This is a genomic window from Actinomadura chokoriensis (assembly GCF_041463665.1).
Classification (GTDB): Bacteria; Actinomycetota; Actinomycetes; order Streptosporangiales; family Streptosporangiaceae; genus Spirillospora; species Spirillospora chokoriensis_A.
In genome coordinates this window covers 37343-61849 of sequence record NZ_JAXCEJ010000007.1, presented here as the reverse complement: position 1 = coordinate 61849, position 24507 = coordinate 37343, and the positions used below count along the sequence as shown (strand labels likewise).

The 24507-nt window shown below is 73.3% G+C and carries 25 protein-coding genes and 2 tRNA genes; 12 read left to right on the top strand and 15 right to left on the bottom strand.

Annotated elements, in window-relative coordinates; genetic code table 11:
• The first annotated feature begins 14 nt into the window (after positions 1 to 14).
• Together SM418_RS13935 and SM418_RS13930 are read left to right on the top strand one after the other, a co-directional pair.
• Positions 15 to 1979: a hypothetical protein gene (locus SM418_RS13935; RefSeq protein ID WP_371941133.1), complete on the top strand. Its 1965-nt coding sequence runs from the start codon at positions 15 to 17 to the stop codon at positions 1977 to 1979.
• A gap of 23 nt (positions 1980 to 2002) precedes the next feature.
• Complete coding sequence (locus SM418_RS13930; RefSeq protein WP_371941135.1) at positions 2003 to 2707, top strand: 3-keto-5-aminohexanoate cleavage protein; 705 nt, start codon at positions 2003 to 2005, stop codon at positions 2705 to 2707.
• Between the two features lie 4 nt (positions 2708 to 2711).
• Here the strand turns inward: SM418_RS13930 and SM418_RS13925 are convergent, their stop codons facing one another.
• From SM418_RS13925 to SM418_RS13915, 3 genes are read right to left on the bottom strand one after another with little or no spacing between them, the layout of a single operon-like run.
• Positions 2712 to 3323 (bottom strand): Rv1733c family protein, encoded by a 612-nt coding sequence (locus SM418_RS13925; protein ID WP_371941138.1) that lies wholly within the window; start codon positions 3321 to 3323, stop codon positions 2712 to 2714.
• Positions 3324 to 3366: 43 nt separating this feature from the next.
• Positions 3367 to 4968, bottom strand: a complete 1602-nt coding sequence (locus tag SM418_RS13920; protein ID WP_371941140.1) for an MFS transporter — start codon at positions 4966 to 4968, stop codon at positions 3367 to 3369.
• A gap of 10 nt (positions 4969 to 4978) precedes the next feature.
• The gene (locus SM418_RS13915; protein ID WP_371941142.1) at positions 4979 to 5662 is read right to left on the bottom strand and encodes an LppX_LprAFG lipoprotein; all 684 of its coding nucleotides are present in this window, start codon (positions 5660 to 5662) and stop codon (positions 4979 to 4981) included.
• A gap of 151 nt (positions 5663 to 5813) precedes the next feature.
• On the opposite strand from SM418_RS13915, the gene SM418_RS13910 reads away from it, so the two are divergent.
• Positions 5814 to 5887: transfer RNA gene (locus SM418_RS13910), tRNA-Ile, on the top strand.
• A 50-nt stretch (positions 5888 to 5937) separates the two neighbouring features.
• Here the strand turns inward: SM418_RS13910 and SM418_RS13905 are convergent.
• Positions 5938 to 6711: an enoyl-CoA hydratase-related protein gene (locus tag SM418_RS13905; protein WP_371941144.1), complete on the bottom strand. Its 774-nt coding sequence runs from the start codon at positions 6709 to 6711 to the stop codon at positions 5938 to 5940.
• A 59-nt stretch (positions 6712 to 6770) separates the two neighbouring features.
• On the opposite strand from SM418_RS13905, the gene SM418_RS13900 reads away from it, so the two are divergent.
• From SM418_RS13900 to SM418_RS13875, 6 genes are all read left to right on the top strand, one after another.
• Positions 6771 to 7163 carry a DUF7715 family protein gene (locus tag SM418_RS13900; protein WP_371941146.1) on the top strand — a complete coding sequence of 131 codons (393 nt, stop codon included), beginning with the start codon at positions 6771 to 6773 and terminating at the stop codon, positions 7161 to 7163.
• Between the two features lie 302 nt (positions 7164 to 7465).
• Positions 7466 to 8281 carry an ABC transporter ATP-binding protein gene (locus SM418_RS13895; RefSeq protein WP_371941148.1) on the top strand — a complete coding sequence of 272 codons (816 nt, stop codon included), beginning with the start codon at positions 7466 to 7468 and terminating at the stop codon, positions 8279 to 8281.
• On the top strand, positions 8278 to 9075 hold the full coding sequence (locus SM418_RS13890; protein ID WP_371941150.1) for an ABC transporter ATP-binding protein: 798 nt from the start codon (positions 8278 to 8280) through the stop codon (positions 9073 to 9075). Before SM418_RS13895 ends, SM418_RS13890 begins: the two co-directional genes overlap by 4 nt.
• Positions 9072 to 9962 (top strand): branched-chain amino acid ABC transporter permease, encoded by an 891-nt coding sequence (locus SM418_RS13885; RefSeq protein ID WP_371941152.1) that lies wholly within the window; start codon positions 9072 to 9074, stop codon positions 9960 to 9962. The genes SM418_RS13890 and SM418_RS13885 overlap by 4 nt, the downstream gene beginning before the upstream one ends.
• On the top strand, positions 9955 to 11055 hold the full coding sequence (locus tag SM418_RS13880; protein ID WP_371941154.1) for a branched-chain amino acid ABC transporter permease: 1101 nt from the start codon (positions 9955 to 9957) through the stop codon (positions 11053 to 11055). The genes SM418_RS13885 and SM418_RS13880 overlap by 8 nt, the downstream gene beginning before the upstream one ends.
• Positions 11052 to 12320, top strand: coding sequence for an ABC transporter substrate-binding protein (locus SM418_RS13875; protein WP_371941156.1), 1269 nt, complete (start codon positions 11052 to 11054; stop codon positions 12318 to 12320). The genes SM418_RS13880 and SM418_RS13875 overlap by 4 nt, the downstream gene beginning before the upstream one ends.
• Before the next feature lie 111 nt (positions 12321 to 12431).
• Here SM418_RS13875 and SM418_RS13870 read toward each other — a convergent pair whose 3' ends face one another.
• The 3 genes from SM418_RS13870 to SM418_RS13860 are packed head-to-tail and all read right to left on the bottom strand — an operon-like array spanning position 12432 to position 15334.
• Positions 12432 to 13241 (bottom strand): ABC transporter ATP-binding protein, encoded by an 810-nt coding sequence (locus tag SM418_RS13870; protein WP_371941157.1) that lies wholly within the window; start codon positions 13239 to 13241, stop codon positions 12432 to 12434.
• Positions 13242 to 14291 (bottom strand): FecCD family ABC transporter permease, encoded by a 1050-nt coding sequence (locus tag SM418_RS13865; RefSeq protein ID WP_371941158.1) that lies wholly within the window; start codon positions 14289 to 14291, stop codon positions 13242 to 13244.
• The gene (locus SM418_RS13860; protein WP_371941159.1) at positions 14288 to 15334 is read right to left on the bottom strand and encodes a FecCD family ABC transporter permease; all 1047 of its coding nucleotides are present in this window, start codon (positions 15332 to 15334) and stop codon (positions 14288 to 14290) included. Before SM418_RS13860 ends, SM418_RS13865 begins: the two co-directional genes overlap by 4 nt.
• Positions 15335 to 15433: 99 nt before the next feature.
• Here SM418_RS13860 and SM418_RS13855 point away from each other — a divergent pair, with 99 nt between their 5' ends.
• On the top strand, positions 15434 to 16462 hold the full coding sequence (locus SM418_RS13855; protein WP_371941160.1) for an ABC transporter substrate-binding protein: 1029 nt from the start codon (positions 15434 to 15436) through the stop codon (positions 16460 to 16462).
• Between the two features lie 11 nt (positions 16463 to 16473).
• Positions 16474 to 17307, top strand: a complete 834-nt coding sequence (locus SM418_RS13850; protein ID WP_371941161.1) for a siderophore-interacting protein — start codon at positions 16474 to 16476, stop codon at positions 17305 to 17307.
• An 11-nt stretch (positions 17308 to 17318) separates the two neighbouring features.
• On the opposite strand, the gene mnhG is transcribed toward SM418_RS13850, so the two are convergent.
• The 7 genes from mnhG to SM418_RS13815 all read right to left on the bottom strand — a co-directional run bounded on the left by mnhG (position 17319) and on the right by SM418_RS13815 (position 23593).
• On the bottom strand, positions 17319 to 17648 hold the full coding sequence (gene mnhG / locus SM418_RS13845) for a monovalent cation/H(+) antiporter subunit G (protein ID WP_371941162.1): 330 nt from the start codon (positions 17646 to 17648) through the stop codon (positions 17319 to 17321).
• Positions 17645 to 17920 (bottom strand): MrpF/PhaF family protein, encoded by a 276-nt coding sequence (locus SM418_RS13840; protein WP_371941163.1) that lies wholly within the window; start codon positions 17918 to 17920, stop codon positions 17645 to 17647. Before SM418_RS13840 ends, mnhG begins: the two co-directional genes overlap by 4 nt.
• Entirely contained in the window at positions 17917 to 18468 is a 552-nt protein-coding gene (locus tag SM418_RS13835) for a Na+/H+ antiporter subunit E (protein WP_371941164.1), read from the bottom strand. The genes SM418_RS13840 and SM418_RS13835 overlap by 4 nt, the downstream gene beginning before the upstream one ends.
• A gap of 41 nt (positions 18469 to 18509) precedes the next feature.
• Complete coding sequence (locus tag SM418_RS13830; protein WP_371941165.1) at positions 18510 to 20030, bottom strand: Na+/H+ antiporter subunit D; 1521 nt, start codon at positions 20028 to 20030, stop codon at positions 18510 to 18512.
• Positions 20027 to 20455: a Na(+)/H(+) antiporter subunit C gene (locus SM418_RS13825; protein WP_371941166.1), complete on the bottom strand. Its 429-nt coding sequence runs from the start codon at positions 20453 to 20455 to the stop codon at positions 20027 to 20029. The genes SM418_RS13830 and SM418_RS13825 overlap by 4 nt, the downstream gene beginning before the upstream one ends.
• A complete protein-coding gene (mbhE, locus tag SM418_RS13820; protein ID WP_371941167.1) occupies positions 20452 to 23268 on the bottom strand; it encodes a hydrogen gas-evolving membrane-bound hydrogenase subunit E in 2817 nt (938 codons plus the stop codon). Before mbhE ends, SM418_RS13825 begins: the two co-directional genes overlap by 4 nt.
• Positions 23269 to 23520: 252 nt before the next feature.
• Positions 23521 to 23593 (bottom strand) — tRNA-Asn (locus SM418_RS13815).
• Between the two features lie 140 nt (positions 23594 to 23733).
• Here SM418_RS13815 and SM418_RS13810 point away from each other — a divergent pair.
• Positions 23734 to 24006 (top strand): YtxH domain-containing protein, encoded by a 273-nt coding sequence (locus SM418_RS13810; protein WP_371941168.1) that lies wholly within the window; start codon positions 23734 to 23736, stop codon positions 24004 to 24006.
• Here the strand turns inward: SM418_RS13810 and SM418_RS13805 are convergent.
• Positions 24003 to 24494: a hypothetical protein gene (locus SM418_RS13805; protein ID WP_371941169.1), complete on the bottom strand. Its 492-nt coding sequence runs from the start codon at positions 24492 to 24494 to the stop codon at positions 24003 to 24005. The two genes, SM418_RS13810 and SM418_RS13805, sit on opposite strands and share 4 nt — an antisense overlap.
• Between the last annotated feature and the right edge of the window lie 13 nt (positions 24495 to 24507).

Sequence of the window (24507 nt, the reverse complement as noted above, 5' to 3'; positions counted from 1 at the left end):
CCCGGAGGTGGACGTTGCGTCTCCCCCAGCGCACCCTGTCGGCCCTCGCGGCGATCGCCGCGTCCCTCACCCTGCTGGCCGTCCCGCCCGCGCCGGCCGCGGCGGCGGACACGGGCGACGGCTGTGACCCGATCGACCCGGCCGCCTGCCTGCTGCCGTTCCCGAGCAACTGGTACACGGTGGCGGACGCGGGCACCGCGACGGGCCGCCGCGTCCAGATGAAGACGACGATCAAGAACGCGCTCGGCGTGCCCGTGGCACCGGGCGAGTGGAACCGCGCCGACGGCTTCTCCCCCGGGTCGGCGCTGCTCAGCCGCGTCCCGGGCATCGACCTGGCCCGCACCGGCGCCGCCCCGATCACCGACATCGGAGCCTCGCTGCGCGCCGACGCCCCGATCGTGATCGTGGACACCGCGACCGGCGAGCGCTGGCCCTACTGGGCGGAACTGGACGCGAACGCGCCCGATGACCGGAAGGCACTGATCGTCCGTCCGGCGAAGAACTTCCGGGAGGGGCACCGCTACGCGGTCGCGCTGCGCGACCTGCGCGACGCCGCCGGGAACCTGATCGCGCCGAACCCCGCCTTCGCCAGGATCCTCGGGCCCGACCTGCCGCCCGGCGACCCCCTCGCCGCACGGCAGCGGGACGAGAAGAAGGTCCTCGCCGCGCTCCGGCGGAACGGCGTGGGCCGCGACGGCCTCTACCTGGCCTGGGACTTCACCGTCGCGAGCCGGCAGAGCCTCGCCGGCCCCATGCTGCACATGCGCGACGAGGCGCTCGGCAAGCTCGGCGACCGGTCGCCGTCCTTCCTCGTGACGCAGGTGACGGACGGCGTGGACGACAGGATCGCCCGCGAGGTCAAGGGCGTCGTCTGGGCGCCGAGCTACCTCGACCAGTACGGCGGGCTTCCCGGCTCGTCGCTGCACCGGGGCGGGGACGGGCGGCCGTCGCAGCTGCCCGGCAACTCCCAGGCCGTCCCGTTCCAGTGCGAGATCCCGAAGTCGGCGTTCACCGACCCGGCCCGTCCCGCCCTCTACGGGCACGGGCTCCTCGGCGGCGAGGGAGAGGTCGACGCGGGCAACGTCAAGTCGATGGCGGCCGAGCACGGCTTCATGTTCTGCGCGACCAGGTGGATCGGCATGTCCGAGGAGGACGTCCCGAACGTGGTCACGGCGCTGGCCGACCTCACCCGCTTCCGGACGGTCGCGGACCGCCTCCAGCAGAGCATGCTCAACTTCACCTTCCTCGGCCGCGCCATGACCCGCGGCTTCGCCGGGCACAAGGCGTTCCAGAACGGCGCGGGCGCGTCCCTGATCGACACCGGGGCCGGGCTGGTCTACGACGGGAACAGCCAGGGCGGGATCATGGGCGGCGCCCTCACCGCCGTGTCCCCCGACATCCGGCGGGCCGTCCTCGGCGTCCCGGCGATGAACTACAGCACGCTGCTCAACCGCAGCGCCGACTTCCCGGAGTACGCGCAGGTCCTCGACCTGTTCTATCCGGACAAGCTCGACCAGCAGATCGGCCTCGCGCTGATCCAGATGCTGTGGGACCGCGGCGAGGCGAACGGCTACGCCTGGCACATGACGGACGATCCGCTGCCGAACACGCCCAAGCACCGGGTGCTGATGCACGTGGCGTTCGGCGACCACCAGGTGGCGCCCGTGGCCGCCGAGGTCCAGGCGCGCACGATCGGGGCCCGCGTCCACGCGCCGGCCGTCACGCCCGGCCGCAGTCCCGACACGGTGCCGTACTGGGGCATCCCGGTGTTCGGCTCGTCCTACGACGGCTCGGCCATGATCGTGTGGGACAGCGGCTCCCCGGCTCCGCCGCTGACGAACACGCCGCCGACGCAGGGCCGCGACCCGCACTCCGACCCGCGCAACAACGCCGACGCCCGCCGCCAGAAGGCGACGTTCCTGAAGACCGGAACGGTCATGGACGTGTGCAGAGGGGGCCCCTGCGTCATCACGCCATGACCCGCACCTGAGAAGATCGGAACATGCTCCAGGTCTGCCCGAACGGACCCCGGACCGAGGGGGTACCGGTCTCGCCGGAAGAGGTCGCCGCCGCGGTCCGCGCCGCCGCCGACGTCGGCGCGCAGGACGCGCACCTGCACCCGAAGGACGCCACGGGCGCCGACACCCTGGACCCGTTCCACGTCGCGGAGACGATCACCGCCGTCCGCGCGCGGACCCCGTCCATCGACGTCGGCGTCACCACCGGCGCGTGGACGGCCCCGGACCCGGCCGAGCGCGCCGCGCTGATCCGCTCCTGGACGGTCCTGCCCGACCACGCGTCGGTGAACTTCCACGAGAGCGGCGCCGAGATGGTCGCCGAGGCGCTGTTCGAGCGGGGCGTCGCGATCGAGGCGGGCATCTTCTCCGGCACCGAGGGCGCCGAGCGGTTCCTGCGCTGGCCGCACGCCCACCACGTGCTGCGCGTCCTCGCCGAGGTCACCGACACCGCCCCGGAGACCGCGACCGACACCGCCAAGGCGCTCCTGCACGCGATCGGCACCCGGCACGCCCGGCCGATCCTGCTGCACGGCGAGGACGGCGGCGCCTGGCCGGTGCTGCGCCTCGCCGTCCGGCACAACCTGGACGTCCGGATCGGGCTGGAGGACACCCTCACCCTCCCGGACGGCTCCCCCGCCGGGGACAACGCCGCCCTGGTCCAGACGGCGCGCGCCCTGCTCGCCCCGTGAGGTCTCAGGAGCGGGGGTTGTGGCCGGCGGAGTCCAGACGGGCCCAGTCGGCCTCCCACATCTCGTCGCGGTGCCTGTCGCAGCGGTGGCGCACGAGCGCGTAGGAGAACAGCACGGGTACCGCGCAGCCGAGGACGGCGGCGGCGCCCGCGTAGACGGCGTCGGTCACCGTGCGGCTGTGCGGGCGGGGATGCACGGTCGGATTGCCGCCGGCGTCGATCCAGATCGTCCGGTGCGCTCCGACCTTGACGTCGTTCCAGGTCGGCAGCGTCCCGACGCGGGGCTTGCCGTTGGGGCCCGGCCAGGTGGCCTGGACGGTCTCGTGGATGTAGCGGTCGCTGGAGGAGCCGAACCCGCCGGTCGAGGTGACGGTGGCGACGACCTGGTGCCGGTTCGCCCGCTCCGCGTGCTCCGCGCCGGTTCCGGCGCGGTAGGACCAGTTCGCGGCCAGAGCCGCCAGTGGCGGTGCCACGCCCAGCAGCACCAAGAGCAGCCCGAGTGCGATCAACCGCTGGACGCGGTCCACCCGGCGGCGCAGCTCGTTGCGTTCGAGCCCGAGCCGGCGGCGCAGCCGGACGAGCGGCGTGCCACCGCGGCGGATGCCTGACCTGCGCATCTGCGTTCACCTCCCCGGGGAGCGCCCCCCCGGCAAGAGGCCTTCAGCCTTCTTTACCGAGGATATTCCCGAGTTCGTCGATAGGCACATCGCCGCTGGCCGAATCATTTCCGGCTTCACGCCCGATATGCCGGTTTGATGACCGTTTTAGGCCATCGTCCGGACCTGCCGGCTCCCGCCGCGCACCCACGGCCAGCGACAGCAGCGCCCCGAGCGCGCACATCCCGGCGGTGATCCAGAAGATCTCCTGGTACTCGGTGCGGAGCGCGTCCCGCAGCGCCGCGTCGTAGACCTCCATCTGCCGCGCGAACTCGTCCTTCGACATCAGGAACGGCAGCGGCGGCTTCAGGTCCGCCGTCAGCGCGTGGAACCGGTAGAAGCCCCACGCCGACAGCGCCGAGACGCCGAGCAGCATCCCCATCATCCGCGCCACGACCACCGCGGCGGACGCGACGCCGTGCCGCGCCGCCGGGACGAACGCCAGCACCGCCGACGACACCGGCGCGATCACCAGGCCGAGACCGAGGCCGGTCACCACGAGATCGACGTCCATGCGCGGGAACGGCCCGTACGAGGCGCTCGCCAGGTCCGCCGGCCAGCCCGCGATCAGCAGGTAGCCCACGGCGGAGACCGCCATGCCCGCCGCCATCGGCCACCGCTCCCCCACCCGGCGGGCGAGCAGCCCTCCGGCCAGCGCCGCGACCGGCAGCGCCACCAGGAACCTCGTCAGCAGCAGCGCGCCCTCCGTGGTGTCCTTGTGCAGGACGGTCTGCGCCACCAGCACCACGTCCACGAGCGTCACCATCAGCGCCGCGCCCGACAGCAGGCTCACGCTCAGCGTGGCCAGCAACGGCCCCCGCCGCACCCCGGACAGGTCCAGCAGCCGCGTCCTCGACCTGATCTCCCACAGGACGAACACCGCGAGGACGACGGCGCCCGCACCGAGCACCGGCAGCCCCCACGGCGGCAGCGCCGACTCCTCCGGCTCCGGGTTGTAGACGGCCGCGACCAGCAGGCCCAGGCCCAGCGCCAGCAGCAGGCCGCCGACGACGTCCACCCCGGGCCGCGGCCCCTCCCGACGCCCGCCCGGCACGGCGACCTGGACGGCGGCCATCGCCACGACCACCAGCGGGACGTTGATCCAGAAGATCGCCCGCCAGTCGAGCACCGCCGCGATCCCCGCCCCGTACAGCGGGCCCAGCACGCTTCCCAGCTCCTGCGCCGCGCCGACCGCGCCGAGCACCACCGGACGCTGCCGCTCCTCCCACAGATCCCCGGCCAGCGCCATCGTCACCGGCAGCAGCGCGCCGCCCGCGACGCCCTGCACCACCCGCCCCGCGGTCAGCACCGGCACGTCCGGCGCCAGCGCCGTCACCACCGAACCCGCCGCGAAGAACACCAGGCACGCCTGCAGCAGCGGCCGCCGGCCGAACCGGTCCGACAGCTGCCCGAGCAGCGGCATCGCCGCCACGTACCCCAGCAGGAACCCCGTCAGGACGGGCGTCACCCGCTCCAGCCGGTTGATCGGGATCCCGACGTCCTTCACCATCGGCACCAGGACCGTCGTCACCACGTACGCGTCCAGCGCGGCCAGCAGCACCACCGCGCCGCCCGCCCCGATCGCGACCCGGCGCCGCACCCTCATCCCCGCCGCCCTACTTCGGCGCGCTGATCTTGTACGGGGCGTCGAACTCGGTGAACGAGATCACCACCGCTCCGCCCGCCGCGAACCGCCCGCGCACCTTCACCAGCCGGTGGTCGGCCCTGCTCACCCACACCTGGCCGTCCATGTCCTCGTTGATCCCCGGGATCAGGCCCGCGATCTGCGCCTTCGGCAGCTTCGCGCCCACCCGGTAGGCCTCCTTGCCGTCCACCTTCTCCACCGCCTGCGGCTCCGGCGACCGCGCCGACGTCAGCAGCATCGGGATCCCCCGCTGCGGATCCAGCACCGCCGACGGGTCGTACACGTTCGCCGCCAGGGCCTTCGGCAGCTTCCGCCAGCCGCCCGTCCCCGCGTCCAGGTAGATGCTGTCGCCCACCGCGACGACCTTCATCTCCACGTTCTGGCCCTGCTGCTCGATCGTCAGCGTCCCCTGCGCGTCCCCGCTGCGGAGCAGCTTCATGTCGCCGCCCTTCACGATGACCGGGGTCTTGCCGTCCGACTCCACCGTGAACCCGACGCTCTTCAGGCGTCCCATCGCGTCCGCAGCCTGGCGAAGCGTCTGCGCGGCGTCGAAATCCGCCTTCTCTCCGGCCTCACCGGAGCCGCCGCCGTCACACGCGCCGGAGAACAGCAGCGCCAGCAGTACGGGAACGAGAACGAGCATGCGTCTGGACATACGCGGGACCCTACCGACGGGTCACCACAGCCGTCACTCGCCTACAGGTATGACATCGCCCCGCCAAAAGGAGGACATCGCCACGCGCCGCGGCGCGCGCCGCCGCTAAGATTGCACCGGCGAAACCCCCGCCGTCACGGGGGACCGCCTCGGGGCGGTAGCTCAGCTGGTCAGAGCAGGAGACTCATAATCTCCCGGTCGCGGGTTCGAGTCCCGCCCGCCCTACCGAGCCGGCCGAGGCCGGCGGGTCCGTCGCGGTCGTGCTGCGCCGGGCCCTAGGCCGGCCAGTCGGGGCGGCGTTTGTCCAGGAAGGCCGTCATGCCCTCCTGGGCCTCCGGGGTCTGGCTGGAGGCGGCCATCACCTCGATCGCGTAGGCGTAGGCGTCCTGTTCGGGACGGTCGAGCTGGGCGTACATGGCCTGCTTCCCCAGGGCCTTGCTGCGGGGGCTGCCCTGGGTGGCGCGCTCGAGGAGGTCCCGGGCGGCCTTGTCGAGTTCGTCGTCGGGCACCGCGTAGTTGATCAGGCCCCAGTCGGCCGCCGTCCTCGCGTCGAAGACCTCGCCGGTGAGCGCCATCTCCGCGGCGCGTTTGCGGCCGATGTTGTGCGAGATGGCGACCAGGGGCGTGTGGCAGAACCAGCCGCCCTTGCCGCCGGGGGCGGCGAAGCCCGCGCTCTCGGCGGCCACGGCCAAATCGCAGCTGGCGACGAGCTGGCAGCCGGCGGCGGTGGCCAGTCCGTGCACTCTGGCCACCACCACCTGCGGGACGGACTGGATCGTCCGCATCAGGTCCGCGCACACCTGGAGAAGCTCGCGGACGTCGGCGTGGGAGGCCCCGGCCATGTCGGCGAAGTCGTGGCCCGCGGAGAAGACCGGGCCGTTCGCGGCGAAGATGACCCCGCGGGCGTCTGTGGCGCCTACCTGGCCGAACGTGTCCGTCAGTTCTTCCAGAAAGGTGCGGGAAAGCGCGTTGCGGCGGCGCGGGCGGTTCATGGTGATCGTGGTGAACGGGCCGTCGCGGTGCAGCAGGACGTCTTTGTCATCGCTCATGCTTCGACGTTATGTCAGGCCCCCGTCGTACGGTGGGCGGGTCCGAGGACCGAGGGGGTATGGCCTTGAAGCTGCTCACCGCCACCAACGCCGGCCAGGGATTGCGCGACAACGACTTCGACTGGTGCGTCGAGGGGGAGCTCGTCCACATCGGGACGGTGTGCGCCCGCGACCAGGGAGACCCGGACGGCGGCTGCGGCTGCGGCCGGTCCTTCGCCGGGCTCAACTCGCACCGCGCCACGACGACCGCGATGGTCCGGGACGTGCCCGGCTTCACCGAAGACGACCGCGTCCTGGCGATCCGCTCCAGCCTTGAGCAGCAGGGCTGCGATCCCTCGTTCGCCGAGCACGAGGCGGCGCTGCTGCGGTGCCTCGTCCGCGACTGGCCGGTGGGCGTGATCGTCGAGCGGCGGCTGGACGAGATCGTGGTCAGGCAGGTCGTCCAACCCTAGATTCCGGAGAGGCGCGCGACGCTCGTCGCGTTGTCCCGCTCCAGCCGCTCCCTGCCGCGGCGACGGCGGCTCCGGTGCGCCACCGCCGCTGAAGTTTCCGTCCGGTCTCCCTCATGCCGCGACACCTCGTGTCGGGACGTACGCATGCGCGCCCCCGGACGGCCGAACCTCGCCGCGACTGTGCTCGCCGCACAACCCGAACGACGTTCGATTGGACCCTCGCCACGTCTTCCCCTCGGCCTGTGGACGCAGGTCGGCGGCCCGTGCTGGGCTGCCCGCCACACGAACTTGTGGAGGGGCGAATGACGAACGGGACCCTCGCGGTCCGCGATCTGTCGGTGAGCTACGGGCGCGCGGTGCGGGCCCTGCGCGGTGTCTCGCTGGAGGTCCCGGCGGGCTCGGTCACGGCCGTGCTCGGCGCGAACGGGGCGGGCAAGACGACCCTGCTCCGGGCGATCTCGGGGACGCTGCCGTTCCACCGCGGGGCGGTGGACACCGGCGCGGTCCGGCTCGGCGACCGGTCCCTCAGCGGGCTGCACCCGGCCACCGTCGTGGCGGCCGGGGTGGTGCAGGTCCCGGAGGGACGGCGGGTGTTCGGCCGGCTCAGCGTGGAGGAGAACCTGCGGGCGGGCGCGCTCGGGGCGCCCGGACGCGGCGCCGCGGCCAGGGCGCACGCGCGGGTGCTGGAGCTGTTCCCGGTGCTCGCCGAGCGGGCCAGGCAGCGGGCGGGGCTCCTGTCCGGCGGCGAGCAGCAGATGCTCGCGATCGGGCGGGCGCTGATGGCGTGCCCGTCGGTGCTGCTGCTCGACGAGCCCACGCTCGGCCTCGCGCCGCTGATGGCCGAGCGGATCGCCGAGACCGTCCGGGAGATCAACCTCCAGGGCACCGCGATCCTGCTGATCGAGCAGAACGCGGCGCTCGCGCTGGAGCTGTCGTCGACCGCGCACGTGCTGGAGGTCGGCGCGGTCACGCTGCACGGGCCGTCGGCGGAACTGGCCGCGAGCGACGAGGTCCGGCGGCGCTACCTCGGCGTCGGCGGCGAGGGGGACGACGGCGAGGACGACGGCGACGGGAACGATTCCGTTCCGCCGCCTTCGCTGGAGCGGTGGGCGGGATGAGCGGGCTCGTGGTCGACGGGCTCACGGTGCGGTTCGCCGGGCTCACCGCGCTGGACGGGGTCGGGTTCACGGTCGCGCCGGGCAGCGTCCACGCGATCATCGGGCCGAACGGGGCGGGCAAGTCGACGTGCTTCAACGTGCTGTCCGGCGTCTACCGGGCGAGCGAGGGCAGCGTCCGGTTCGGCGGCGCGGAGCTGACCTCGCTGCCCCCGCACCGGATCGCGGGGCTCGGCGTGGCCCGGACGTTCCAGAACATCGCGCTGTCGCGGCACCTGTCCGTCGAGGACAACCTGATGCTCGGGCGGCACCGGCTCACCCGGGCCGGGTTCGCGTCGGCGGGGCTGCGGCTGCCGCGGGCGCGCCGCGAGGACGCCCGGCACCGCGCACGGGTCCGCGACATCGCCCGGTTCGTGGGGGTCGGCGAGCATCTGGAGGCACGCGTCGGGCTGCTGTCCTACGGCGTCCAGAAGCGGGTCGAGCTGGCCCGCGCCCTCGCGATGGAACCCCGGCTGCTGCTCCTGGACGAGCCCGTGGCCGGGATGAACGGCGCGGAGCGCAGGCGGATGGCGGAGGTCATCGGCCGGGTCCGCGCCGACCTCGGCGTCTCGGTCCTGCTGGTGGAGCACGACATGGGGATGGTCATGCGGCTGGCCGACGAGGTCACCGTCCTCGACTTCGGCCGGCGCATAGCGGGCGGCGAGCCGGAGCGGGTGCAGCGGGACCCGGCCGTGATCCGCGCCTATCTCGGCGCCGCGCACGAGCCGCAGCCCGCGGATTCGGAGGGAAACCCTTGAGCACGTTCATCGAGCTGGTGGTCAACGGGGTCTCGGCGGGATCGGTGTACGCGCTGATCGCCCTCGGCTTCGTGATCATCTTCAAGGCCACCGAGGTGGTCAACTTCGCGCACGCGTCGCTGCTGCTCGCCGGCGGCTACGTGACGGCGGTCCTGCACGGCGACATCGGGTTCCTGCCGGCGCTCGGCGCGGGCATCGCCGCGGCCGCCGTCGCGGGCGCGCTGGTCGAGCTGCTGGTGCTGCGCCGCGCCCGCGCCGAACACCACGCGGTGCTCGCGATCGTCACGATCGGCGTCGACATCGTGCTGACGACCGCGCTGACGCGGGAGATCGGCACGCAGGTCCTGTCGATGGGCGACCCCTGGCAGAACAAGATCGTCTATGTGGCGGGCATCGGCGTCGCGCAGACCCGCATCGCCGCGTTCGTGGTCGCGTCCCTGCTGATCACGGCGTTCCTGCTGGCGTTCCGCTACACCTCGTGGGGCGTGGCGATGCGGGCGGCGGCCGAGGACGGGGAGACGGCGGCGCTGATGGGCGTCCGGCTCGGCCGCGTCTCGCTGGCCGCGTGGGCGATCGCGGGCGCGCTCGCGGCGGTCGCGGCGCTGTTCCTGACCGTGTTCCCCACGCCGGGCCTGGACCGCAGCACCTCGTTCGCGGCGATGAAGGCGTTCCCGGCCGCGATCCTCGGCGGGCTCGACTCGACGACGGGCGCCCTCGTGGGCGGCCTCGTCGTCGGGCTCACCGAGTCGCTCGTGACCGGCTACCAGGGCGATCTCGCGTTCCTGGGGCGCGGCATCGGCGAGGTGGCGCCGTTCCTGGTGATGCTCGCCGTGCTGCTGGTCCGTCCGGCCGGGCTGTTCGGGACGAGGGAGCTGTCGCGTGTCTGAACGTCCGCTCCGCCTCGGAGCCGCGATCGGGGCGGTCCTGGTCCTGCTCGCCATGCCCTTCTACCTGGACGCGTTCTGGCTGCAGACCGGCCTGTTCGCGATGTCGGCGGCGATCGGCGCCATCGGCCTGAACCTGCTGACCGGCGCCACCGGGCAGCTGTCGATGGGGCACGCGTTCTTCCTCGCCGTCGGCGCCTACGGGTACGTGTACCTGGCGTCCGACCCGGGTCCGCACGTGGCGGGGCTCGGGCTGCCGACGCCGCTGTCGTTCGTCGGCGCGATCGTCCTCGCCGGCGTCGCGGGCGGGCTGTTCAGCCCCATCGCCGGGCGGCTGCGCGGCGTCTACCTCGGCATCGCGTCCCTCGCGCTGATCTTCATCGGCCAGCACGTGCTGTTCAACGCCGAGGGCGTCACCGGCGGGTTCAACGGCCGGGACGTCCCGCCGCTGGAGCTGGCCGGGTTCCGCTTCGACGACTCCCCCGAGCTGGTGCTGTTCGAGGTGCCGCTCGGGGCGCTGGAGCGGCTGTGGTTCCTCGCCGTCCTGCTGCTGGTCCCGGCGGCGTGGATCGCGCGCGGCATCCTGCGCGGCAGGCCGGGACGCGCGATGAACACGATCCGCGACCACGAGACGGCGGCCGCGGTGATGGGCGTGCCCGTCGCGCGCTACCGGGCCGGGGTGTTCGTGCTGTCGTCGATGTACGCGGGGGCGGCCGGGGCGCTGCTCGCGCTGGCGTTCCGGCGGACCGTCCCGGACTACTTCGGCATGTTCCTGTCCCTGGACTACCTCGCCATGATCGTCATCGGCGGGCTGGGCACCGCCGCCGGGGCCGTCGCCGGCGCGGTGTTCGTGTCCGTCCTGCCCCAGCTGCTCACCCGCTTCGGCGACGACCTGCCGCTCGTCGCCGCACCGGGCTCCGCCGGGGTCTCCCCCGCCGAGGCCGCCCGGATCCTGTACGGCGCCGCCGTCGTCGCCGTCGTGCTGTTCCTTCCCGGCGGCCTGGCCGGGGCGTGGCCGCGGCTGCGCATCGCCGCGTCCCGGCGCCGGGACGCCCGTCCCCTCACCCGACTCGAACAAGAGGAGCAACCCACATGAACCGTTCGGCACGTCTCACGGCGGTCGCCGCCCTGGCGCTCGCGCTGCCGCTGAGCATGGCGTCCGGCTGCAGCAGCAAGGCGTCCGGCGGCTCCGGCGGAACCGGCGCGGACGGCGTCAAGACCGGCCCCGGCGTCACCGACGACACGATCCGCGTCGGGATCGAGACCGACCTGACCGGCGTGTACGCGCCGCTCGGCAAGAGCCTCACCCAGGCGCAGCAGCTCTACTTCGAGCAGGTCAACGCGCAGGGCGGGATCTGCGGCCGCAAGATCGAGCTGGTCGTCCGCGACCACGGCTACGACGTGCAGAAGGCGGTGTCCGGGTACAGCGAGCTGCAGGCGGACGTCATCGGCCTCGCGCAGTTCGTCGGGTCGCCGATGGTGACGGCGCTCAGGCAGCGGATCACCGCCGACAAGATGTTCGTGATCCCGAACGCGTGGGCGACGACGCTGCTCGGCAACAAGTACATCCAGGTCACCGGGACCACCTACGACGTCGACATGATCAACGCCCTGGACTTCCTCACCAAGGAGAAGGGCATCGGGAAGGGCGACAAGATCGGGCACGTGTACTTCGAGGGCGACTACGGCGAGAGCGCCCTCGCCGGGTCCAAGTACGCGGCGGGCAGGCTCGGCCTGACGGTCGTCGAGCAGAAGATCAAGGCGACCGACAACGACATGACCACGCAGGTCTCGGCGCTGAAGGACGCCGAGGTGAAGGCGATCCTGATGAGCGCGGGGCCGAGGCAGTCGGCGTCGCTGGCGGGCGTCGCCCGCAGCAAGGGCATGACGGCGCCGATCGTGGCGAGCAACTCCGGGTTCTCCCCGCAGCTGCTGCAGTCCTCGGCCGCGCCCGCGCTGGCCAAGGGCTTCTACCTCGCCACGGCCGGCGCGCCGATCTCCTCCGACCTCCCGGCGATCAAGAAGCTGGCCGCCGACTACGGCAAGAAGTACCCGGGGCAGCCGCGTGACAGCGCGGTCGTCAACGGCTACACCGGCGCCGTGATCTTCGCGGACGCGCTGAAGAAGGCGTGCGAGGCCAAGGACCTCACCCGCGACGGCCTGATCGGCGCCCACCGGGCGACCACCGCGCACGACGGCGGCTACGGCACGCCGATGGACTTCTCGAAGGTGGACGAGCCGGGCACCCGCAAGACCTACATCCTGCGGACGGACGCCAAGGCGCTCGGCGGCATGGTCGTCGAGCGGGCGCCCGAGGAGTCGGAGATCGCCAAGACCTACAAGGTCCCGTCGGGCTCCTAGGACACGGCGATTCGTCCCGGGGGCGTCGCGCAGCGGCGGCGGAGTGTCGAGGACGCTCCGTCCGCCGGCGGGGCCCCCGCCGCGTCGCGGCCTGCGGCGGCTCCGCCGGAGTCAGCTCAGCGCCGGGACGCGGGTGCGCGCCGCCGGGACGACGAGCGGCGTCCCGGTCTCCGGGCAGTCGATCACCCGGCACGGCAGCCGGAACACCTCCTCGACCAGCTCCGCCGTGACGACCGCGGACGGGCCGCCCTCGGCCACGATCCGTCCGTCCCGCATGGCGATCATGTGCGTGGCGTAGCGGGCGGCATGGTTGAGGTCGTGCAGGACGGCGACGATCGTGCGGCCCTCCTCGTGCAGCCGCGCGCACAGGTCGAGGACCTCGATCTGGTGCGCGATGTCGAGGTAGGTCGTCGGCTCGTCCAGCAGCAGGATCGGGGTCTGCTGGGCGAGCGCCATCGCGATCCACACGCGCTGCCGCTGCCCGCCCGACAGCTCGTCCACGTGCCGGCCGGCGAGGTCTCCGACGCCGGTCGCGGCCATCGACTCGGCGACGACCCGCTCGTCCTCCCGCGACCACTGCCGCAGCAGGCTCTGGTGCGGGTACCGGCCGCGCGACACGAGGTCGGCGACCGTGATGCCCTCCGGCGCGATGGACGACTGCGGCAGCAGCCCGAGCGTCCGGGCGAGCTTCCTGGCGGGCCAGTCGGCGATGGGCCGGCCGTCGAGCACGACCGCCCCGCTCGCCGGTCTCAGGATCCGGGCGAGCGCCCGCAGCAGCGTCGACTTCCCGCACGCGTTAGGGCCCACGATGACCGTGAACGACCCGTCCGGGACGGCCACGTCGAGGTTCTCGGTGATGGTGCGCTTGTCATAGGCCAGCGTCAGCCGGGTGCCGGTGAGCCGGGCGTTCGCGTCCTTCATTCAGATCCGTCCCGTCTTGCGTTCGGTCACGAGGAGCCAGACCAGGTATCCGCCGCCGAGGAGGCCGGTCACGACGCCGACCGGGAGCTGGTGCCCGGGGAAGGCGCGCTGCGCGACCCAGTCGGCGGCCACCAGCAGCGCCGCCCCCATGCACATCGCGGGCAGCAGGTTGGGGCCGGTCGTGCGGGTGAGGCGCCGGGCGAGCTGCGGCGCGGTCAGCGCGACGAAGGCGACCGGCCCGGCCGCCGCCGCGGCGAGCGAGGTGAGGAGCACCGCGGCGGCCAGCATGACCAGCCGGACCCGGTCGATGGGGACGCCGAGGGCGCGGGCCGCGTCGTCGCCCATCTCCAGCATCCGCAGTGCCCGGCCGCAGCCGACCATGACGGCCGGGCCGAGCACGGCGAGCGCGGCGAGCACCGGCGCGGTGTCGGCCCAGTCGCGGCCGTCGAGGCTGCCGGTCAGCCAGAGCACGGCGCGGGCGGCCTCGGTGATGTGCGCCTGGGTGAGCAGGTAGCCGTTCACGCCGGTGAGGATCGCCGCGACGCCGATGCCGACGAGGATGAGCCGCTGCCCGTGCGCGCCGCGCCGTCCCGCGAGGGCGTACACGACCAGGCCGGTGAGCAGCCCGCCGCCCGCCGCGCCGCCCGCGACCGCGGCGGTGCCGCCGCCGGTCAGCACGATCACCGCGAGGACGCCGCTCGCCGCGCCCTGGCTGAACCCGAGGATGTCGGGGCTGCCGAGCGGGTTGCGGACCAGCGACTGGAAGATCGCGCCCGCCAGGCCGAGCGCCGCGCCGACGGCGAGCGCCGCCGCCACGCGCGGCAGCCGGATCTGGTTGACGATCAGCGAGTCGGCGGGCGTGCCCTGCCCGAGCAGGGTCGCGACGACGTCGGCGGGACTCATCGGGAAGTCGCCGCTGCCGATGAGGAGCACCCCCGTCCCGAGTGCGACCACCGGGCAGATCGCCGCGACGACGAGCGCGCGCGGGCGGAACCGGAACGACTGCCCGGCCGGGGTCCGGACGACGGCGAAGTGCTGGGCGCGGCTCACGAGGCCGCCGCCCTTCCCAGCGGACGCCGGACGAAGTACAGGAACAGCGGCCCTCCCGCGACGACCATCACGATGCCGACCTGGAGTTCGGACGGGCGGACGACGACGCGCCCGAGGACGTCCGCCGCCAGCATCAGCGCGGGCGACGCGATCGCGCAGTACGGGAGCAGCCGCCGCAGGTCGGGGCCGGTCAGCGCGCGGACGAGGTGCGGCACCATCAGCCCGACGAAGATGATCGGGCCGCAGGCCGCCGTCGCGGCGCCGCACAGCAGGCTGACCGTGACGATCGCGAGGATCCGGGCGCGTCCCGGGTCGGCGCCGAGCGCGCGGGCCGCGTCCTCGCCCATCGCCATCGCGTTCAGCGGGCGGGCGAGCAGCAGCGCCAGCACCAGGCCGACGGCGACGAACGGCGCGACGCGGACGACGGTGTAGTCCTGCGCGGCGGCGAGGGAGCCGACCGTCCAGAAGCGCATCCGGTCGAGGGACGCGGTGTCGAGCAGTTGCACCGCGCTCACGTAGGAGTACAGCGCGGCGTTCAGCGCGGCCCCGGCGAGGACGAGCCGGGCCGGGGTGGCGCCGCGCCCGCCGCCGACCGCGTAGAGCAGCACCGCGACCGCGCCGGCGCCCGCGAAGGCGAACCACACGAAGCCGGTGAACGAGGTGACGCCGAGGAACGAGATCGCGGACACGACGGCGGCGGACGCGCCCGCGTTGATGCCGAGGAGCCCGGGGTCGGCGAGCGGGTTGCGGGTGAGCGCCTGCATGACCGCGCCGGCCAGCCCGAGCGCCACCCCGGCGAGCAGGCCGAGCAGCGTGCGCGGGAGGCGCATGTCGTGGACGACCGTGTACGCGGCCGAGCCGGGGTGCCACAGCCCATCCCACGCCTCACCGAGCGACAGCGGCTTCGCGCCGACCGCGAGGCTCGCCGCGACGGCGGCGAGCAGGAGCAGCACCCCGCCGAGGAGCCCCGCCGCCCGCCACGGGGCGTTATGAGATCGCTCGGCCGGTCGCTGCGCGAGCGGCGGCGGCTTGGTCGACAGCACCTGGCGGGCCCCCTCTGGACAAGATCTTAGGTTAGGTTAACCTAAGTCTCGCCGGGTCGCCTATCCGGCCACAGTAATTGATTTTGGGAGAAAGTCCGCATGTCGAACACCCGTGCCCGTCACCTCACCCGCCGCTCCGTCCTCGGTGCCGGCGGCGCCCTCGCCCTCGGGGCGCTGATCAGCGCCTGCGGCGGCGACGACGGCTCGGGCGGCACCGCGTCCCCCGCCGGCGGCGCCTGGACGTTCACCGACGACCGCGGCACGAAGGTCGACGTCGCGAAGCGTCCGCAGCGGGTCGTCGGGTACGTCGCCACCGCCGCCGCCCTCTACGACTTCGGGGTGGACGAGCAGCTCGTCGGCGTGTTCGGCCCGACGAAGCTGAAGGACGGCAAGCCCGACCCGCAGGCCGGGAACCTGCCGGTCGACCGGCTGGAGATCATCGGCAACGCGTTCGGCGAGTTCAACGTCGAGAAGTACGCCGCGCTCCGCCCGGACCTCCTCGTCGACAACATGTTCCTGGAGGGCGAGCTGTTCTACGTCCCCGCCGAGAGCAAGGACAAGATCTACGCGCTGGCGCCGAGCGTCGCCATCTCCGCCGGGGCCGTCTCGCTGCCGAAGCCGATCGAGCGGACCGCCGCGCTCGCCGCCGCGCTCGGCGCCGACCTGAAGTCGGCGAAGGTCACCGCCGCGAAGGCCCGGTTCGAGAAGGCCGCCGAGGCGGTGCGCGCCGCGGCCAAGGCCAAGCCGGGGCTGAAGGTCCTCGCCTCGTCCGCGAGCCCCGACCTGTTCTACGCCTCCAGCCCGAACATGAACACCGACCTCATCTACTACAAGGAACTCGGCGTCGACCTGATCGTTCCGGACAAGCTCGACAAGAACGGCTACTTCGAGAACCTGAGCTGGGAGAACGCCGACAAGTACAAGGCCGACATCATCATGCTCGACTCCCGCACGCAGGCGCTCCAGCCGAAGGACCTCGGTTCCAAGCCGTCCTGGAAGGACCTGCCCGCGGTGAAGGCCGGCCAGGTCATCCCGTGGCAGCCGGAGCCCCGCTTCTCCTACGAGGGCTGCGCGCCGCTGCTCGAAGCGGTCGCCGCGGCCCTCCAGTCCGCGAAGAAGACCGGCTGAAAGGCAGCGAGATGACGACGACCCCCGCCCACCCCTACGCCTTCTTCGACGTGCGCGTGCTGCGGTCCGAGCGGCTCGGGCCGTCCATGGTCCGGATCACCTTCGGCGGGGCGTCCCTGGACGGGTTCGCCACCGGCGGGCGCGACCAGCGCTTCAAGCTGTTCCTCCCGCACCCGCACCAGGACGCGCCCGTCATGCCGGAGAACGGCGACGGCGACACGTGGTTCGCCGACTGGCGGGCGCTGGACCCGGCCGTGCGCGGCATCATGCGGTCCTACACCGTCCGCGACCACCGCTCCGGGGAGCTCGACGTCGACTTCGCGCTGCACACCGACGGCGCGTCCGGACCGGCCGCCCGGTGGGCCGCGGCGGCCGGCGCCGGCGACCGCGTCACCCTCCTCGGCCCGACCGGCCCCGACAACGGCGGCTACGACTTCCAGCCGCCGCCCGGCGCCCCGGTGGTGATCGCGGGCGACCTGACCGCGCTGCCCGCCATCGCCGGCAACCTCGCGTGGCTGCCCGCCGGGACGTCCGCCCAGGTCTTCATCGACGTCCCGCACGCCGGGGACCGGCAGGACCTGCCGACCGCCGCCGACGCGGAGATCGGCTGGGTCTCCCCCGGCACCCTGCTGGACGCCGTCCGCGCCGCGGCGATCCCGGACGGCGCGTACGCGTGGATCGCGGGCGAGTCCGCCGTGGTCAAGGCGCTGCGCCGGCACCTGGTGAACGAGCGCGGCCTGGACCGCCGCGCCGTCACGTTCACCGGCTACTGGCGGCGCGGCGCCACCGAGGAGGACCTGCTCGCGGAGGTCGTCGCGGGCGGCAGCCCGGCCACCGAGGAGTGAGCCGCGGCGGCTCAGGTCGCCCGGTCCGTCTCGTCGAGGGTGAGGGTGGCCGGGTCGACGACGCCGGCGCGGTAGGCCGCGCCGGCGATCGTCTGGGCGGTGACCGGTGCGGTGATCAGCTGGAAGACGGCCACCAGCAGCAGCGGGGTCGACGACGCCACCGAGTCGGCCTGGGGCGCCAGCCCGGCGAGGACGAGCAGCAGCCCGATCGTCTGCGGTTTCGTCGCGGCGTGCAGCCGGGAGAGCAGGTCGGGGAACCGGAGCATGCCGAGCGCGCCCACCGCGCAGAAGCCGGCCCCGGCGAGCAGCAGGACGGCGGTCACGGCGTCGGCGGCCGTCATGCCCGTTCCCGCCGCTCCGCCCGCGCCGCCGCGAGGTGGGCCGCGCTGACCGATCCCACGAAGCCCATCAGTGCGATCACCACGAGGATCGTGGCGTTCGCGGTCTCCTCGACGACGGCCGTGTGCACCGCGATCCCGCTGACCAGCAGGACGGCGAGGACGTCCAGCGCCATGATGCGGTCGAACGTGGAGGGGCCGCGGACGAGCCGCGCGCCCGTCATCAGGAACGCGGCGCCCAGCAGCGCCAAGGCAGCGGTGTAGACGATGCTCATCGGTCCTCCCCGGTGGATCCGTCCTGTTCTGACATGTCTTCGGAGGTCATGAGGGCGCGCATCAGCCTGTATTCGGTACGGAGCACGCCGTTCCGCGCAGCGTCCGCCTCCTGCCGGGAGCGGACCGGCATGGCGTGGATGCGCAAGACGTGCCGGTCCCAGTCGGGGTCGACCAGCAGCGTGCCGGGGCGCAGGGAGATGCTCGTCGTGACGGCAAGCAGGATGAGCTCGGAGCGGGTCCTCGCCTCCACCTCGACGATGGCGCCGCGCACCTGGCGCGGCCGGTGGAGGGCGTGCCAGCCGATGACCAGGCTGGAGACGAGCAGGTCCCAGGCGAACTCCAGGAGCGCCGCGGCGAACCACAGGGGCCTGACCCGCCTGACCGTGGGGACGACCGGCAGCCGGCTCACGACGTAGACGAGGGCGACGACGATGACGCCGCCGACCGCGAGGAGCGCGGTGGCCCGTCCCCACAGCATCAGCCAGACGGCGAACAGCCACAGGGCCATGGCCAGCCGGGATCCGAGGCGGCGCACGGCGGTGTTCACGGTTCCGGTGTTCGGGGGGCCGGTGTTCGAGGGGCCGGTGTTCACGGTGTCCCCCCGTCCAGGACAGCGTGCCGGTAGGCGCCGGTGTCGACGAGGTCGCTCGCGGCGTGCCGGCTCCAGGACGCGAGCGGGCCCGCGAACACGGCGATGAGCAGCCCCCCGACGACCAGGAGCGTGGTCACGGATTCCATGAGCCGCACACCGCCCGGCGTGTAGGACTCGGAGTCGGGCGGCTCGTCCGCCCCCTCCGGGCGGGGACGCCAGAACCCGAGCGTCCAGATCCGGCTCATCGCCATGAGGGTGAGGACGCTTCCCAGCACGGCCACCCCGGTGACCGCGTACGCGAGGAGGCTTCCCGACCCGACGCCTGCCTGGAACAACGCGAGCTTGGCGACGAACCCGGAGGACGGCGGCACCCCGCTCACGCTCATGGCGGGGACGAAGAACAGCACGGCGATGAACGCCGACAAGCCCGCCAGTCCCCCGAGCCCGTGCAGCGACGTCTCCCCCGTCCGTCCCTGGACGAGGTCGCTGACCAGGAAGAGCGTCGCCTGCACGACGATGTGGTGGACGAGGTAGAGGATCGCGCCGGTCAGGCCCGCGACGTCGAACAGCGCGAGTCCGAACAGCATGTAGCCGATGTGGCCGACGAGGATGAACGAGAACACCCGGTGGATGTCGTCGTGCGTCAGCGCGCCGAGGGTCCCGACGATGATCGTCCCGGCGGCGAGGACGAGCATGACCGAGGAGCCCTGCTCGCGCGGGAACACCAGCGTCTCGACGCGGATGAGCGCGTACACGGCGGCCTTCGTCAGCAGCGCCGCGAACACCGCGGTGATCTTGGTGAGCGCGACGGGGTAGCTGTCGGGCAGCCACAGGTGCATGGGCACGATCGCGCCCTTGATGCCGAACACCACCAGGAACAGCAGCGAGAGCGCGGTCCGGGTGGCGCCCGGCAGGTCCGCCGCCCGCGCCGACAGGTCGGCGAGGTTCACCGTGCCGGTCGCCGCGTAGGTCAGGCCGAGCGCGGTGAGGAAGAGGATCGAGGACGTGAGGCTGACCACGGTGTAGGTCATCCCGGCCCGCACCCGCTCCCCGGTCGGGGTCAGCGTCATGAGGACGTAGCTCGACGCGAGCATCACCTCGAACGCCACGAAGAGGTTGAACAGGTCCCCGGCGACGAAGACGAGGCAGACCCCGGCGGTCAGCGTGAGGTAGGCGGGATAGAACACGCCCGGCTCGCGGCCCCGGAGCCCGCCGGCGCCCTCCCCCACGGCGTGCAGCATGATCGCCAGCAGCACCGAACTGGACACCACCAGCAGCAGCGCCGACAGCCGGTCGACGACGAGCGTGATCCCGAGCGGAGCGGCCCAGCCGCCCGTCTGGACGGCGAGCACGCCGTTCCGGGCCACGGCCGCCACCAGCGCCGCGCTGACCGCGACGACCCCCGCGACGGCCAGCGGGCCGAGCACCCGCAGCCAGATCCGCCGGCGGCGCGCGAGCAGCGCCAGCGCGGCGCCGAGCAGCGGCAGCACGAACGGCAGCGGGACGAGGACGTTCATGCGCCGTCCACCGGCCCCGGGTCGTCCTCCTCCAGCGGCGCGGCGCCCCGCGCCTGCTCGCGGCGGTGCGCCTCCGCGCGGATCCGGTGGTCCTCGACGTCGTCGGCGACCTCGTCGCCGCCGCGCAGCTGCTGGCTCCGGTAAGCCAGGGCCAGCAGGAACGCCGTGACGCCGAAGGTGATCACGATCGCGGTCAGCGCCATCGCCTGCGGGAACGGGTCGACCATCGATCCGGGCCCCTTCGCGCCGAGCAGCGGCGGCGTCCCGGCGCCGCCGCCCGCCAGCAGGAGGACGAGGTTGGCGCCGTGCCCGAGCAGCGTGAAGCCGATCACGATCCGGATGAGGGACCGCTGCATCAGCAGGTCGAACCCGGCCGCGAACAGCACGGCGACCACCACCACGAGGACGAGGCCGGGCCCGGTCACGCCGGCTCCTCATCCGGGACCCGCGGTATCTCCGGCTCCTCCAGGCTCGCCCCGAGCGTGGTGAGGATCGTCAGCACCAGCCCGAGCACCAGGAGGTAGACGCCCGCGTCGAACAGCAGGTTGGTGGAGATCTCGACATGGCCCACCACCGGCAGCGTGCCGCCCAGCTTCCGCGAGCTCAGGAACTCCCCGCCGGACGCCCAGCCGCCCGCACCCGTCGCGACCGCGATCCCCAGCCCGCCGCCGAGCAGCGCCGTGGGACGGACGGGCAGTGCGGCGGCGAGTTCCCGCCGCCCGCCCGGCAGGTACCGCAGGACGAACGCCATGCCCGCCACGAGGCCGCCCACGAACCCGCCGCCCGGACTGCTGTGCCCGGCGAAGAACAGGTACGCCGAGAACACCAGGATCGTCGGGGTCAGCACCCGGGCCGCCGCCTCCAGCACCACCGGTGAACCGCCGAGCGGGGGACGGCCCGGCGTGGCGAGCCAGCGGCTCCGCGCCCCCTCGCCGGCCGGACGGTCCCGGCGCCGCGTCCACGGCCCGGCCAGCACCAGGCCGGCCACGCCCATCGCCGTCGCGGCCAGCACCGTGACCTCGCCCAGCGTGTCGAGCGCGCGCAGATCCACCAGGATGAGATTCACCACGTTCTTCGTGTGCTCCTGCTCGGCGAGCCGGGTGTAGCCGGGCCCGACCGGATCGGCGCTCCGGCTCAGCGACGCCACCACCAGGAAGAGCCCGACGAACCCGCCCATGCAGAGGCTGATCGCTCCGGTGGCGGTGCGGCCGCCCGCCTTCCGCAGGCGCGGCGGGAACTTCTCCGGCAGCCGCCGCAGCACCAGCACCAGCATGATCAGCGACAGCGTCTCCACGACGACGAGCGTCAGCGCGAGATCCGGCCCGCCGTGCACGACGAAGAGCCCGGCCGTCCCGTACCCCGTCCCGGACAGCAGCACCACCGCCGACAGCCTGCTGCGCGTCCACAGCGCGGTCAGCGCGGAGGCGATCACGACCGCGGCCAGGACGAGCTGCATCGGGTCGTCCCAGGCCTTCGGCCCGCCCCGCCACTGCGGCCCGGTGCCCCGGACAAGTCCGGCGACCAGGGCGGACCCGGGCACGACCAGGACCATCAGCGCGATCACCCCGAGGTACGCCGGCAGCGAGCCGACCTGCAGCCGCCGCGTCACGGCCCGCGCGCCGGCCATGGTCCCCTCGACGAGGGCGTCGTAGGCGTGCTGCGCGTCCGGGAGCCGCCGGCGCGCGGGCCGGCTCGGGAACGTCCGGCCGAACGCGGCGTACAGCGCGGCGCCCGCGACGAGGGCGATCACCGACAGTCCGAGCGGCAGCCCGAACCCGTGCCAGACCGCGAGCTCGTAGGCGGGTCCGCCCGTCCGCAGCGTCGCGGCGTAGGGTCCGATCAGGTCCTGCAGCGCGCCCGGTACGAGCCCGGCGGCGAATCCGGCGACGGCCAGCACCACGACGGGCACGACCAGGCCCCAGGGATCTCCGGCCGCCTGTTCCGTCCTCCCGGAGAAGGCGCCGTGCAGGAACCGCGCCCCGTACGCCACGGTCAGCGCCGACCCGGCCACCACCCCCGTGAGGACGGCGATGTCCGCCCCGCCGTGCGCGAACGCCTCGAACGCGGCCTCCTTCGCCACGAAACCGAGGAACGGCGGAATGCCGATCATGGACGCGATCGCCGCCGTCGCCGCGACCGTCAGCACCGGCATCCGCCGCCCCGCCCCCGACAGCAGGTCCGCGTGCCGCGTCCCCGTCTCGTGCTCGACGGCGCCCACCGTCAGGAACAGCGGCGCCTTGAACAGTCCGTGCGCCAGCAGCATCGCCGCGCCCGCCAGCGCCGCCGTCCGGGTCCCGTTCCCGAGCAGCACGATGAGGAGGCCGAGCTGGCTGATCGTCCCGTAGGCGAGCAGCCGCTTGAGATCGTCCTGCCGCAGCGCGACGACGCCGCCCACGAGCAGGCTCACCAGCCCGACCGCCAGCACCAGGGGACGCCACGGAGCGACCCCGGCGAACGCCGGCGCCAGCCGCGCCACCAGGTAGACGCCCGCCTTCACCATCGCCGCCGCGTGCAGGTAGGCGCTGACCGGCGTCGGCGCCACCATCGCCGCGGGCAGCCAGGCGTGCAGCGGCACCTGCGCGGACTTGGCGAACGCGCCCAGCAGCACCAGCACCACGCCGACCCGCGCCGGGACGCCCCCCGGCGGGTCGGCGAGCAGCGCCGAGATCCGGTACGTCCCCCCGGCCTGCCCGAGCACCACGAAGCCGACGAGCATGACCAGCCCGAACGCCGTGGTCGTCAGCAGCGCCTGCGTGGCCGCCCGCCGGTCCGCGACCCGGTCCGGCCGCATGTGCCCGATGAGCACGAACGAACTCAGCGTCGTCAGTTCCCAGAACACATAGAGGACGAGCAGGTTGTCGGCGAGCACCAGCCCCGTCATCGCCCCCGCGAACGCGACCAGCGTCCCGATCATCAGCCGCTCGGGCCGGTCGAAGTACCATCCCGCGAAGCACAGGACGACGGCCCCGACCCCGCCGACCAGCAGCAGCATCACGACGGCCAGGGCGTCCAGCCGGAAGTCGAGCACGAGCCCGAGGTCGGCCGCCCAGACGACCCGCTCGCTCAGTTCGTCCCGCCCGGCCTGGCTCGCCGCCCAGACGGCGGTGCCCGCGGGCAGTAGTGCCGCGGCACAGGCCATCGCCCGGGGATATCGCCCCAGCGCCCACGGCACACCGACGGCCGCGACGGCATAGATCCCGACCAGCGCCAGCATGCCGCCCGCAGCCCCCCTCCCCACCCTCGCAAGCGATCTACCCGGTGGACGCCCGCGAAACGACCGCCGAAAAGAGTCCGGCAACGCGCTTCACGTGCTGGTGGGCCGCAGCGGGCCGAGCGGCCCACGGTCATGACGCCAGAGCGCCGGCCGCCCGTCCGGATGGTTGGCGTGACACATGTCCATCCGGAAAATCTGCCCTGCTCACTAAAAGCAGTCAGGCCCATTCCCCAACACGGGAACGGGCCTGGCCTGTGGTTTCAAGGAGTGTGACAGCTCCCGCGATTGGACTCGAACCAATAACCTGCCGGTTAACAGCCGGCTGCTCTGCCGATTGAGCTACGCGGGATCGTGCGTCCGGTGGGGGCTGGCCCCTGTCGGCGCGTCTAGGTTAGCGCATGTCCGGGGCTGTTCGCGCACACGTTATGGATGGGGGCGTCGCTGGCGGGTATGGGGGTTGCACGATTTCGCCCTCAGTGGGAGTTGGACATGAAGACGCGCATGATGTTCATGGCAGGCGCCGCCGTCGGGTACGTCCTCGGGACGAAGGCCGGGCGCGAGCGGTACGAGCAGATCAAGCGGCTGTCGCAGCAGGGTTGGGAGAACCCGAACGTGCAGGAGGCCGCGGGTGTGCTGCGGGCCAAGGGCGAGGAGTTCGCCGGTGCGGCACGCGGCAAGGCGAACCATCTGAAGGAGCGCGTGCCCGAGCAGATGCAGGGGCGCAAGTCCGACAAGGAGCAGCCGGAGGTCTACCCCGGTTAGAGGCCGGTCTGGCGGCGCAAGTCCTCTAGGGCCTGTTCGGCCTGGGCTCGCAGGCCCGGGTCGGACGGGTCCAGCCCGGCGTCGAAGACGAACGTCCAGCGGACCTCGCCGCCGGCGGCGGGGCGGCGGCCCGCGATGCGGACCTTGCCGCCCGGGAGTTGTACCTGGTGGCTGACGGCGATGGTCGCGGTCACGCGCTCGCGGACGGTCTCGGGGACGGAGCCGGGGTCGATGAGCCGGACGTGGTGCTCGGGGCCCGCCGAGGTCTCGTGGACGTGGAGCCACCCGTCCTTCCAGGTGGCGTGGTCGACGCGTTCCCAGGGGACGCGGGTGAAGCCGCCCGACGGGGTCGGCAGGTGCAGGGCCGTGGTGGTGGCGGCGACGTGGGAGCCGCCGCGGGTGGGGGCCACGGCGAGGACTCGTTCGCCGCGGTCCAGCGCGAGCGCGGCGCGGACCTCGGCGGGCAGGGAACCCCTGATCAGGCGCATGCCTTCACGGTAA